A 12,743-nucleotide genomic window follows, 5' to 3' on the forward strand; every position below is an offset into this window, starting at 1 on the left:
TAATTGGGAATGGGGAATGGGGAATGGGGAATCGGTAATAAGTTATTGGAACTAACAAACAACAAATTACCAACTACCAACTACCAATTACCAATTGCCAATTACCAATTGCCAATTACCAATTCTCAATTACCAATGCCCAATTACCGATGGCCAATGCCCAATTAACAAAGGATTAAATATTGTGAATCTAGCCGAAGGGGTTCAAATTGTTTCATTTGGCATACTCGCCGTAATGATGATTGGAGGAGCATTAGGAGTAGTCCTGTTCTCCAACATCGTTTACTCAGCATTTCTGCTGTGTGGCGTATTTACCAGCATTGCCGGCTTGTACCTATTGTTGAATGCTGACTTTGTAGCAGCAGCCCAAATCTTAATTTATGTTGGCGCTGTTAACGTCTTAATTTTGTTTGCCATCATGTTGGTAAACAAACGAGAAGAGTTCCGCACAATTCCTAACGCTTGGGTGCGTCAAGTCGCAACCGCAGTCGTTTGTGCTGGTTTGTTTGCACTTTTGGGCACGATGGTAGTGTCTACTCCTTGGGCAATTGTGACAACGACGGGAGCACCCGCCGAAAGTTCGATCGTGACGATCGCCAAACACTTCTTCACCGACTATTTGCTACCTTTCGAGTTAGCATCGGTATTTTTGTTGATGGCAATGGTAGGAGCAATTGTGTTGGCGCGCCGCGATTTCTTTGCGGATGAACTGTCCGTGAAGCAATCAGATACACCAGCTTTTAGTTTGCCTGAACGCCCCCGCGAATTAGTTTCAGCCGGTGATGTTTCTTCACCGGAAACAAAGTAATTGTAGGGTGTGCACTGCGTACCTATCTGTTCGTCAGGCGAGAAACCTGGTTTCTGTTCGCAGCCTCTGTATCTGCCTGTTTTGTAGTAATTTAGACTGAGAGCAACTCCCAAAAATTATGCAACTGCAACTCCAGTATTTCCTGTTATTAGCTGCTGCACTTTTCTGCATTGGCATTTACGGTTTAATTACCAGCCGAAACGCCGTGCGGGTATTAATGTCGATCGAGTTGATGCTGAATGCAGTCAATCTCAATCTGATGGGTTTTTCTAACTATCTTGACCCCGTACAGATTAAAGGTCAAGTATTTACTGTTTTTGTAGTCACCGTTGCGGCTGCTGAGGCTGCTGTTGGTTTGGCGATCGTCTTGGCGATTTACCGCAACCGCAATACCGTAGACATGGAAGAGTTTAATCTGCTGAAATGGTAATCAGCGGTCATTAAGCTGTCAGAATTAAGGTGGAGGGTTGACCAAATTGGGGAATTTCGGTGCTTTAGCTCAAATATCCCCAACCCTCAACCCAATAAATTAGAAGCAAAAGACCATCAAGGGCGATCGGCTAATAGAGATAAGCTTGAAATGTTTTCAGATGTCGCAAAACTATAAAATGTCTGAAAAGTATCGTGTAATACCACTTCAAACAACTTCAAACCAAAGCTCCCAGAGCAGTTGGTAAAAATCCTAATTACTGCCAATTCTCAATAAAGTCGCTGTAGAATACAGCAATACAGATAATTTTTCTCACCAATACTTCGGACGGGTGCATCTGGCGCAAGGCAAATATGTTTGTAGGGGCGAAGCATGACCGAAATCAATATGAGATGATAACTAATAACTTATATGCGGTCATGCTTCGCCCTCTTGAAAAGTGAGATGCACTCCTTCGGACAGTATTCGATCGCCAAGAAGAGCATCAAAGTTTCAAGGGGAGTCGGTAATCGAGTTGCCAACGGAAAATCAAGGGTTTCAGACTACAACTAAAAACTGTCCGGACTATTGCTCATAATTGTAGCTTATTTTAAATATCGCGATCCCGAAAGGGTGCAGTAGCGATCTGAATTTTGGAAACTTTGCTACTTGTAAGGAGTTTTTGTGTTACTTAAGTTCGGGTATCTTAAAAATTAGCAATTCCCGATTGTAACCTACCGAATTCATTGGGACTATCGTACCATTTTTTTAACTTATATTGAGTCATATCGGACAATCTATAGCAGTGGAAAGTGGACAGTTGACAGTTGACAGTTGCAGAACCCGAATCAAATCATTGATGCAGTACGGGTATCGGCTCTATTCATGAAGTTATTTATGCCCTCACCGATGTGGCGGTTGCTATAGTATGAGAAAAATTCAAAAACATACTGGTAAAGCCTTTGTAACTGCTGCGAGCGCAGCCTTATCAATTCTGGCGGCTACCATGATTCTCGATCGCTCCGAAACTCAGCGATTTCAGGAACAACAACAGGCAGATACTCTCAATCAACTGAGTACCGTGCGAGCCCGTTTGGAAGGGGCAATTAACACCAGACTTCTTCTCGTAGAAGCTTTAGTCACTCATGCTTCAACCCGTCCCGAACTCACCCAAGATGAATTTACAGCTATTGCTTCTCCTCTGTTGGAGAGGTATCGAGGGATTCGGAGTACGAACCTAGCCAAAAAATCGGCGATTAGTCATATTTATCCGGTTGTAGGCAACGAAAAAGCTTTCGGGTTGAACTTAGCAGCAACGCCGACCCAAAAAGAAGCTGTCGATCGAACTATTGCCTCAAAAAAATCGGTTGTTGCCGGCCCGGTTAAACTCGTACAAGGCGGTACTGCATTTATTAACCGATCGCCTATTTTTGTCAAATCAATAGAGGGAAAATCTGAATATTGGGGACTCGCGAGTATTTTGGTCAATCCCGAAACTATCTATGAAGAAGCCGGATTGTTACAAGAATCATCTAACTTAAAATATGTACTGCGTGGCAAAGATGGATTGGGGGAAAAAGGTGAGGTTTTTTTCGGCAATGGGGCAATTTTTCAGGAAAAACCCGTTTTTCTTTCCGTCACGTTACCGAACGGTTCTTGGCAGTTGGCCGCCGTTCCTAAAACTGGATGGTATGACCATTCACCAGTTACTATTTGGTTGAGGGGAGGAGGTATGACGATCGCACTTGTGGGAAGCATCGGTGTCTTCATTTTAGCTAGCGAACCGGCACGGTTGCAATTGGCGATCGATCGCGCCACCGCCGCATTGCGCCAAAATGAAGAAACACTCAAACAGAAGAATGCCGAGATGAAAGCCTTGAATTCAGCGTTATCTGAAAGCGAAGGTCGCCTATCGCAATTCCTCGATGCCATGCCCATTGGTGTTTTTGTCACCGACAGTCACGGAAATCCCTACTACACCAATCAAACTGGACAGCATCTTCTCGGTCAAGGTGTGGTAGCATCCGTTGCCGAACAAATTCAGATTCAATACAAAATTTACCAAGCTGGTAGCGATCGCATTTATCCTCAAGAATCAGATCCCCTGTTAAATGCGTTGCAAGGAAAAAGCGTGCGTCGCGAGGATATGGAAATTCATCATCCAGACAAAATTATTCCCATTGAAAGCGCAGGAACGCCGATTTACGATGCGGATGGAAACCTAAGTTATGCGATCGCAGCTTTCCAGGATATCACCGAACGCAAACAAGCTGAAAAATTGCGCGAAGATTACAATCGAACATTAGAGGAACAAGTTGCCGAACGCACAGCCGAACTATCCCAAACCTTAACCGAACTCCAACTAACTCAAGATGAATTAGTGCAATCGGAAAAAATGGCAGCATTAGGTCAACTCGTAGCAGGAGTTGCTCACGAAATTAACACCCCGTTAGGAGCAATTCGCTCTTCTGTTAGTTATATTACCGACTTTCTCAACGAAAACCTCAGCCAATTTCCCACATTATTTCGCGAACTTACCCCAGAACGAGAAACACAATTTTTGGAATTGTTGCAACGATCCATTACCAACACCGCGATCGTATCCGGTCGCGAACGCCGACAACTCAGAAAAACAATTACTAGCCAACTCGCAGCCCAAAACATTGAGAAATCTGAAGGATTAGCCAATATCCTCCTCGACTTAGGAGTTCACGATCGCCTCGAACCTTTATTCTCACTTCTACGACAAAGCGACAGCGACCAATTTCTCAAAACTGTACGGGCCTTTGTGCGCTTGCAGGCCAGCACCCGAGATATTAACATCGCCAGCGATCGTGCCGCCAAAGCCGTGTTTGCCCTAAAAACCTACGCCCGACACGACTCTAGCGGTGAAACAATCGAAGCCAACATCCTCGACGGCATAGATGCAGTTTTGACCCTCTATCAAAGTCAGATCAGACAGGGTATAGAATTAACTAAAAACTACGAACATATCCCACCCATTCAGTGTTATTTTGACGAACTCAACCAAGTGTGGACGAATTTGATTCATAACGCCCTACAAGCGATGAATAACAAAGGATCTCTCACCGTTAACGCAATTCACAATCACGAAAATATCCAAATTAGCATTGCCGACAGTGGCACGGGGATTCCCCCAGAAATCCACTCGAAAATATTCCAACCTTTCTTTACCACTAAACCTCCAGGCGAAGGAAGCGGATTAGGACTGGATATCGTTCGCAAAATCGTTGCAAAACATCGGGGACAGATTACTTTTGAATCTCGTCCAGGTCAAACCACATTTACAGTTATCCTACCAATAGAGCGTTAAAAAAAAAATGAGTAAACCTATTGTGATTTGTATTGATGACGAGCAAATTGTTCTGGATAGCCTCATCCGAGAAATATCAGAATCTTTAGACAATGAATGCGATATTGAAACAGCACTGGGAGGTGCGGAAGCATTAGAGTTGGTGGATGAGTTAATCAAAGATGGTAGTGAAATTGCGCTGGTGATTTCTGACTATATCATGCCAGATATCAAAGGAGATGAAGTCCTACGATACGTTCACGAAAAACTCCCACAAACTCTAAAAATTATGTTGACAGGCGAGGCAACAGTTGAAGGAATCGTGAATGCGATTAACTCCGCAAAACTCTATCGATATATTTCCAAACCTTGGCACAAAGTCGATTTAAAATTAACAGTTAAAGAAGCAATTAAAAGTTACGTGCAGGAAAGAAAGCTAGCCGAACAGAATAAACGATTAATAGAAAATGAACAGCGATTGAGACATTTTTTAGAAGCTATGCCAATTGGTGTATCGGTTCATAACGCTCTGGGACAACTAACCTACGCCAATCAAAAATCTAAGGAATTGTTTGAAATCGCAGAAGGGACAATCTCGAATATCGAAAATTTACCCCATATTTATGCTTTGTATCAAAGCGAGCGCCAAGATTTGTGCCGATCGCCAGACTTGCCGATCGCGCGTTCTTTGTCAGGAGAAATAGTGCGAACTGACGATCTAGAAATTCATCAAGAAAAACGGATCGTTCCTTTAGAGATTTCTTCGACACCAATTCGCGATGAAACTGGAAAAATTTGTTATGCGATTGCCACTTTTTCCGATATTACAGAAAGGAAACAAGCCGAAAAACTTAGAGAGAATTACAATCGTAATTTAGAATCTCAAGTTTCCGAAAGAACGCAACAGCTACAGCAAAAAAACGAAGAACTTGCCAATACTTTAAAACAGCTAGAATCAGCTCAGCAGGAATTGATTCATTCTGAAAAAATGGCAGCATTAGGTCAACTGATTGCGGGAGTTGCCCACGAAATCAATACGCCTTTGGGTGCGATTCAATCCTCTGTTAAATATATTGGCGATTACTTCTCGGAAAATTTGGCTGCATTACCGACATGGTTTCGACAGTTGACACCCGAAAAAGAATTACAATTTAAGGAATTATTAGCGCGATCGCTGCTAAATCCTGCATTGATTTCTGGAAGGGAAAGACGACAACTGAGAAAAGCAATCGTCGCCCAACTAGAAACCCAAAATCTCAGTAATGCTGATACTCTTGCCAATTTGCTTCTCGATCTTAAAATCTACGAAAATATAGAACCTCTGTTCAATTTATTTCAAGAGCCCAGCAGCGAAATATTTCTCAAAACAGTCCGCTCTTTTGTGCGATTGCAAGAAAGCACTAGAGATATCAATACTGCCTCTGAAAGGGCTGCAAAAGTTGTATTTGCACTCAAAACCTATGCCAGACAAAATCTCAACGAGCAAAAAATTAAAGTCAATATTATCGAAGGATTAGAAGCAGTTCTGACACTTTATCAAAATCCAATCAAACATGGAGTAGAATTAATCAAAAACTATGAAGATTTGCCTCAGATCGAATGCTATTTCGATGAACTCAATCAAGTTTGGACAAACTTAATTCACAATGCTTTGCAAGCGATGAATTATCGGGGAATACTCAGAGTAGATGCCGCTCGATTGAATGGTAACATTGAAGTCAGTATTACCGATAGCGGTAATGGCATACCAGAAGAGATTCAAGATAAAATCTTTCAGCCATTTTTTACCACTAAGCCTCCAGGAGAGGGCAGCGGTTTAGGGCTGGACATCGTAAAAAAAATTATTGAAAAACATGGAGGGACAATTCATTTTCGATCGCTGCCTGGAAAAACTACTTTTATTGTGGCATTGCCAGCAGATCTTTAGAGTAATTTGATGTTAAATTGTTTGTAATTTCAGCAAAAAAAATAATTATGCCTAAGCTTGCAATTCTGTGTGTTGATGATGAAGTTGTTATTTTAAACAGCGTTTTGCGACAAATTCAAGAAGAATTTGATGACCAATATGTATATGAAACTGCCGAAAATGCAGAAGAAGCACTAGAAGTTTTAGACGAACTTTATGAAGAAGGAACTCAAGTCGTAATTATTGTTTCTGATTGGTTAATGCCGGGAATGAAAGGCGATGAATTGCTCGTTGAAGTCCAGAAAAGGTTTCCAGGAACGGTGAAAATTTTATTAACCGGACAGGCAGATGATGCAGCGATCGAACGAGCCCAAAAAGAAGCAGATCTTCATCATCTTATTCCCAAACCTTGGACAAAGCAAGAACTGATTAACTCCATCAAGTCGGGAATTGAAAAATTATAAATTAATCCCACCTTAGAGGAATATGAAAAAACCAGTCATTCTGTGTGTCGATGATGAGCAAATGATTCTTGATAGCCTCAGAAAAGAACTATCAGAAACCCTGGAAAATCAATATCAAATAGAAACAGCGCATGACGGGCATGAAGCGCTGCAAATGGTTGATGATTTATTAGAAGATGGTCATCAAATTGCTGTCGTGATTGCCGACTACATGATGCCCAGAATGAAAGGAGATGAAGTCTTAAAAGAAATTCACAACAAGTCTCCTTCAACAATTACAATCATGCTGACGGGGCAAGCGAGTATCGAGGGAGTCACCAATGCCATTAATACGGCAAAACTCTATCGGTACATAGCTAAGCCCTGGCAAGCTGAAGATTTATTTTTGACGATAACAGAGGCTACAAAAAGTTATATGCAAGCAAAAAATATAATTAAACAAAATATAGAATTAATTAAAATAAACCAAAATTTAATTTCTTTAAACACAGCTTGTTCTCGCTTCGTACCGGATGAGTTTCTAAAATTGTTGAACAAAGAAAATCTTGTCGATATTGAACTTGGTGATTCTGTGAAAAAAGAGATGTCAGTTATGTTTTCTGATATTCGATCGTTTACAAGTCTTTCAGAAACCATGCCTTTAGAAGATATTTTTAAATTTATTAACAGCTATTTTTCTATAATGGAACCCGCTATTATTGAGAATAATGGGTTAATTGACAAATATATTGGCGATGCGATTATGGCATTATTTGGTAGTGTTTATCATGCGGATTATGCCGTTAAGGCGGGAATCTCTATGCTCAAAAAACTTGCCGAATACAATCTAACCCGAAAAGCACGCGATCGCCCTCCCATTAAAATTGGCATCGGTATCAATACAGGAATGTTAATGCTTGGAACTGTCGGCGGAAAATTTCGTATGGACGGGACAACAATCGGCGATGCTGTCAATATAGCCTCCCGACTAGAAACTTTAACTAAGCTGTATGGCGTGCCTTTGTTGATTAGCGATTGCACATTTTTAGGGTTAAAAGATGCTAATCAATATTGCATTCGTTTAGTCGATCTTGTACAAGTTAAAGGCAAATCTAAAGTGGTATCCGTCTTTGAAGTCTTGGATGCAGATCCGCCGGAAATTCAAGAGCAAAAACTCGCTACTAAAACCGAGTTTGAGCAAGGGTTAGTATTTTACACAACAGAAGAATGGGAAGCTGCTTCCCGATGTTTTGAAAAATGCTTGCAGCATAATCCACAAGATACTGTAGCACAATTACACTGGAATCGATGCCAAAATAAATACTCGAATTAAAGGGCGATGAATGCTGGAAATAGTCGGATTATTGGTTATTTGAGAAGATATACCAATAACCAATAATCAATGATATCGTGTCCGATCCATTAACCGCAATTAGATTCGATCGCGCGTGGCCACGAAAGTCCGCAAAATGGAGCGGACTTGCGTGGGTACTACCAACTGTTTTTGTTATGGTAATTGACCGGAAATGATATGACTAATCACTAATGACTTCTAGTAATTTCTAGAATGATTTTGCCGCCAAAATCAGGAATCGGGGCGGCAGGTTTTGAAAGTTGTAACTTAACTTTATCAACCAACGGTAGTTGTAAAAGCGCTTGGGCGATCGTATCTGCTAACCGTTCGATCAATAAAAACTTGGAGTTTTTGACTAACTCTTGAATCAGGGTAATGGCACTGCGGTAATCCAGAGTATGTTCAATATCATCACTTTTTCCAGCTTTCGACAAATCTAGCCAGAGAGTGACATCCACTTCAAACCACTGCCCCAAAACCTGCTCTTCCGGTAGGTAGCCCGTGTAGCCGTAGCAGCGAATTCCTGTAAGTTGAATACAATCCATTGTGAAATAAACTAAAAGTAAGTTGCCTATACCAAATTGTATTAAACCAGATAAAGTTATCCTGGGTGCATTTCAATTTGGAAAGGGCGAAGATATTTGCAAAAATGAGATGCACCCGTTCTCCTTCTCTTGTATCTCTTTCTTTCTCCCCTCTGCGCCCTCTGCGCCCTCTGTGGTTAAATAACTCTTATTCTATCTTAAATTTTACAACTGCCCTCCCTTCTCCAAATTATCCAGAAAATCCTCAGCAACTTCACACCATTTCTGCCTAATTTCTGCATCTTCGGGCTTGTCTGTCAATGTACGACCTTGTAATTCGGGATATTTATTGTAAAATAATTCATCTACTTTTTGATAGAATATATCTGGGTCAATGTTGAGATTTTTGCGACGCTTTCCAATTTTTTCTTGCCTAGCTATTTCTGCATCTAAAGACGTATTTGTGGGAAATTGTGGAAGTTCCGGAAACTTGGGTAATTCAGGCAGTTTGGGTAGGGTAAAACCAGATTTGACGGCACCAAAAGCTAACACTCCCGGCAATAAAACCACGCTTAAACTAGCGACAGTTTTCCAAGGAATTAATTTTAAAATATTGGTGTTTTTAACAATTTGAGGGTTTTGGTTGACAGGAGTATGATTGCTGGTAGGAGTTTGAGTGGCGTTTTTGAAGGGGCGGCCGACAAAATTCATTGTGACCATTTGGGAGATTATACTGCCAATTTGGGATAATTTTGGGTCTTTGAGTGCTTCACGGACTTCTTTTGCAGATTGGTAGCGATCGCCCGATCGATCTGCTAACATCCGATCCAATACCATCCCTAAGTTTTGACTGACACTGACGCGATCCCGCCAATCCCAAGTTTTTTGATTAACATCGTACAATTTCTGAGGCTTTTTCCCTGTCAGCAAGACTAAAGCGGTGACAGCCAAAGCATATAAATCGCTAGCCGGAGACACTTTACCCTGTCGCATTTGTTCCATTGGCGAATATCCCTGTTTGCCGATCGCCGTATCCGATTGTCCCTTAGACTGAAATAGAGCATTTGCTGCGATTTGTTTTACAGAACCGAAATCAATTAAAAATGGTAGTTTGTCAGCATCATGCTGAATAATATTGTCCGGCGAGATATCGCGGTGAATTAAATTTTTCGAGTGGATGTATTCTAAAACTGGTAAAAGCTGAAATAGTATTTGAGTAACTTCGGCTTCGCTAAAATTTTTACCTTGTTGCTGGCGCGATATCAGTATTTCTTCGTAGGTTTGACCAGGGATATAATCTTGCACTAAAAATAAAGCTTGACTACCGCCGATATCAGTTCGCAGAAGCTCTCGAAAGCGGGGGATTTGCGGGTGTTGAAGGCTGTAAAGCATACTCGATTCGCGATCGAACAATTCGGCCGCTTTCGGGCTGTGAACCACCGGAGAAAACTCTTTGAGCACGCATTGTTCGCCGTAGCGGTTGGTATCTTCTGCGAGGTAAGTCCGCCCGAAGCCGCCGCGGCCTAATTCGCGGATGATGCGGTAGCGTTTTTCGAGGGTGGAACCTGGGGCTAGGGGGGAAGGGTTGGACATAAACCAGGGCGGATTGTTCGATTTGGGGAGTCGCGGGGGACGGTATAGCTTATTGTAGCTAAGTTTGGTTGGCTGTGAGGGCGATCGCACTTTGATGGTGTAGAGGTTTGTGATTTGATTAAATCAATTAATTAAATCATCTATATCTTCTATGAGAGTCATAGGAATAGACGATCAGAGAAGTTTGACTTAAAGTATAACTAAGAAGTAAGAAACGGCTTCACAAAAATACTAGATACCCGACTTTTTTTAAAGTCGGGTATCTAACAGCCTACTCTTAAAATCATCCCAACTGCGATCGCGCTTATTCACCTGCTTTTTCTGCTAACTTATGCTCTTTCAAAGCTTCTAACTGCTTTCTGACTCTTTCCCGGCGACGCACGTAAAGCGGGCTATTTTGTAAATCGACTTCTGCTAGAGCCTGAGCCTGCGCCAACTTCATATTCAAATCTTCCAACATTAAATTCACTTCGCGCCAGCGAGCTATTGATTTTGCTCTCGTCTCTGCATCAGGAATTTTTTTTTCATTATTCATAATAAGTTCCAATTTCTTTTTGTTTCTTGAGCTGTTGCCTCTACAGCATAGGCTGTAGCGACTGCCTGTTCGATTGACTGATACAGTAAATTTAGTGTAGCAGAATTAGCTGCTGGTTGAGACTCAGCTATCTGCAACACTAACCCATAAATGCGATTGTACAAAGTCCTTAACCTTTCCTCTGCATTTCTGACTTGCTCTAGCTCATCAATCGTCTCATCTGTCTCGCCATATTGCTCAAACAAGCTAGACTCCGTTTCCGTCGCTAGGTTAATCACTTGAAACAAGCGAGGCAACAAGTTAGAGATTGTTGTTAAGGTTTCATCTGGTAAATTCGCCATAATGCAATTAGACTTTCACTCCTAGCACAGCACAGGTGATTTTACCATATAGCCGCGATTTCAAACTCTAAATTCCCTCTCACATCCTGTGCTGTTCTTAATGATAACTCTGCGCGATTATTGACTTTTTACAAATCCCGATGAGTGAATTCCTTAGCCTCATTCCCCACATAACTAGCCGCAATATGACCATCTCCAACCACTCGATACTTATACGTCACCAACCCTTCTAAACCAACAGGCCCGCGAGGTGGCATTTGCTGCGTGCTAATCCCCACTTCTGCACCGAAACCGTAGCGGAAACCATCGGCAAATCGAGTCGAACAATTATGATAAACTCCGGCTGCATCTACTCCATTTAAAAATGTTTCGGCGGCTTCGCTGTCTTCGGTGACAATCGCATCTGTATGTCGGGAACCGTAGGTATTGATGTGATTAATTGCCTCTTCCACAGAATCTACGATTTTGATTGACAAAATCAAATCGCTGTATTCTGTTGACCAATCTGTTTCTGTAGCTGCGGCAATATCCAGGATTTCGCGGGTGGTTTCGTCTCCCCGCAATTCGACTTTTTTCTGCTGCAATGCTTCGGCAACTATGGGCAGGAATTTGGGCGCGATCGCACTGTGAACTAACATAGTTTCAATGGCATTACACGCGGCGGGATATTGCGTTTTGGCATCGACGGCAATCTCTACTGCTTTGTTGATATCCGCAGCTTTGTCTGCATACAAATGACAAATTCCGTCGGCGTGTCCCAACACAGGAATTCGGGTATTATCCTGCACAAACTGGACAAAAGAGTTGGAACCTCTGGGAATAATTAAATCTATATATTCATCCATTTTTAGCAGTTCGATTGTTTCTTCCCGCGTGGTTAATAACTGGACTACTTCGGGATTGACTGCGGTTTCTGCTAATGCTTGGCGAATTACTTTTGTCAAGATTTCGCAGGAACGGACTGCTTCTTTGCCGCCTTTGAGAATCACACCATTTCCTGATTTGATAGCCAAGGATACTATCTGAATTAAAGCTTCTGGACGCGCTTCAAAAATAATCCCTAAAACCCCTAAAGGACAGGTGATGCGCTTCAGAATTAATCCTGTGTCTAATTCGCGGTGAATTTGGACGGCACCGATCGCCTCTGGGAGCTTGGCAACGTCGCGCACACCCGCGATCGCACTTTGCAACTTGCTTTCGTCTAACTTCAGGCGATCGTACAGCGGTTTGGCAATGCCATCCGCCTCAGCAGCCTTGCAATCAGCAGCATTCGCCGCCAAAACATCCGGCGCAGCAGCTTCTAAAGCTTTAGCAATAGCTTCAATCGCTTGATTTTTGGCATCAGCGGACAAAACTGCCAATTTCCTAGCAGCTTGGCGCGTTTTTTGGGCAATTTCAATAATCGACATGGCGTTCATTCAGTTGACAGTTGACAGTTGACAGTTGACAGTTGACAGTTGACAGTTGACAGTTGACAGTTGACAGTTGACAGTTGACAGTTGACAGTTGACAGTTGA

The 12,743-nt window shown here is 42.1% G+C and carries 12 protein-coding genes; 7 read left to right on the forward strand and 5 right to left on the reverse strand.

The genetic code is table 11. The features are described 5' to 3' along the window. Window positions 1–9: 9 nt before the first annotated feature. The 7 genes from JGK22_RS02900 to JGK22_RS02930 all read left to right on the forward strand — a co-directional run bounded on the left by JGK22_RS02900 (window position 10) and on the right by JGK22_RS02930 (window position 8,212). On the forward strand, window positions 10–168 hold the full coding sequence (locus JGK22_RS02900; RefSeq protein ID WP_293176249.1) for a hypothetical protein: 159 nt from the start codon (window positions 10–12) through the stop codon (window positions 166–168). Between the two features lie 16 nt (window positions 169–184). Beyond that, complete coding sequence (locus JGK22_RS02905) at window positions 185–808, forward strand: NADH-quinone oxidoreductase subunit J (protein WP_293176247.1); 624 nt, start codon at window positions 185–187, stop codon at window positions 806–808. A gap of 124 nt (window positions 809–932) precedes the next feature. Beyond that, entirely contained in the window at window positions 933–1,238 is a 306-nt protein-coding gene (nuoK, locus tag JGK22_RS02910; RefSeq protein ID WP_228042566.1) for an NADH-quinone oxidoreductase subunit NuoK, read from the forward strand. A 907-nt stretch (window positions 1,239–2,145) separates the two neighbouring features. After that, the gene (locus JGK22_RS02915) at window positions 2,146–4,551 is read left to right on the forward strand and encodes an ATP-binding protein (protein ID WP_293230253.1); all 2,406 of its coding nucleotides are present in this window, start codon (window positions 2,146–2,148) and stop codon (window positions 4,549–4,551) included. A 7-nt stretch (window positions 4,552–4,558) separates the two neighbouring features. Next, window positions 4,559–6,457, forward strand: a complete 1,899-nt coding sequence (locus JGK22_RS02920; RefSeq protein WP_293176243.1) for an ATP-binding protein — start codon at window positions 4,559–4,561, stop codon at window positions 6,455–6,457. A gap of 47 nt (window positions 6,458–6,504) precedes the next feature. Then, on the forward strand, window positions 6,505–6,900 hold the full coding sequence (locus JGK22_RS02925) for a response regulator (protein WP_293176241.1): 396 nt from the start codon (window positions 6,505–6,507) through the stop codon (window positions 6,898–6,900). Window positions 6,901–6,922: 22 nt separating this feature from the next. Next, window positions 6,923–8,212, forward strand: coding sequence for an adenylate/guanylate cyclase domain-containing protein (locus JGK22_RS02930; protein ID WP_293176239.1), 1,290 nt, complete (start codon window positions 6,923–6,925; stop codon window positions 8,210–8,212). A gap of 209 nt (window positions 8,213–8,421) precedes the next feature. On the opposite strand, the gene folB is transcribed toward JGK22_RS02930, so the two are convergent. The 5 genes from folB to JGK22_RS02955 all read right to left on the reverse strand — a co-directional run bounded on the left by folB (window position 8,422) and on the right by JGK22_RS02955 (window position 12,635). Continuing rightward, complete coding sequence (gene folB / locus JGK22_RS02935; RefSeq protein ID WP_293312295.1) at window positions 8,422–8,778, reverse strand: dihydroneopterin aldolase; 357 nt, start codon at window positions 8,776–8,778, stop codon at window positions 8,422–8,424. Between the two features lie 204 nt (window positions 8,779–8,982). Next, window positions 8,983–10,350 (reverse strand): serine/threonine-protein kinase, encoded by a 1,368-nt coding sequence (locus JGK22_RS02940; RefSeq protein WP_293312297.1) that lies wholly within the window; start codon window positions 10,348–10,350, stop codon window positions 8,983–8,985. Between the two features lie 304 nt (window positions 10,351–10,654). Continuing rightward, window positions 10,655–10,885, reverse strand: a complete 231-nt coding sequence (locus JGK22_RS02945) for a hypothetical protein (protein ID WP_293176233.1) — start codon at window positions 10,883–10,885, stop codon at window positions 10,655–10,657. After that, on the reverse strand, window positions 10,882–11,226 hold the full coding sequence (locus JGK22_RS02950) for a hypothetical protein (RefSeq protein WP_293176231.1): 345 nt from the start codon (window positions 11,224–11,226) through the stop codon (window positions 10,882–10,884). The genes JGK22_RS02945 and JGK22_RS02950 overlap by 4 nt, the downstream gene beginning before the upstream one ends. Window positions 11,227–11,354: 128 nt before the next feature. Next, window positions 11,355–12,635 carry a glutamate-5-semialdehyde dehydrogenase gene (locus JGK22_RS02955; RefSeq protein WP_366024874.1) on the reverse strand — a complete coding sequence of 427 codons (1,281 nt, stop codon included), beginning with the start codon at window positions 12,633–12,635 and terminating at the stop codon, window positions 11,355–11,357. Window positions 12,636–12,743 lie beyond the last annotated feature (108 nt).

It is taken from the genome of Microcoleus sp. PH2017_08_TRC_O_A (assembly GCF_020738665.1).
Lineage (GTDB): Bacteria > Cyanobacteriota > Cyanobacteriia > Cyanobacteriales > Microcoleaceae > Microcoleus.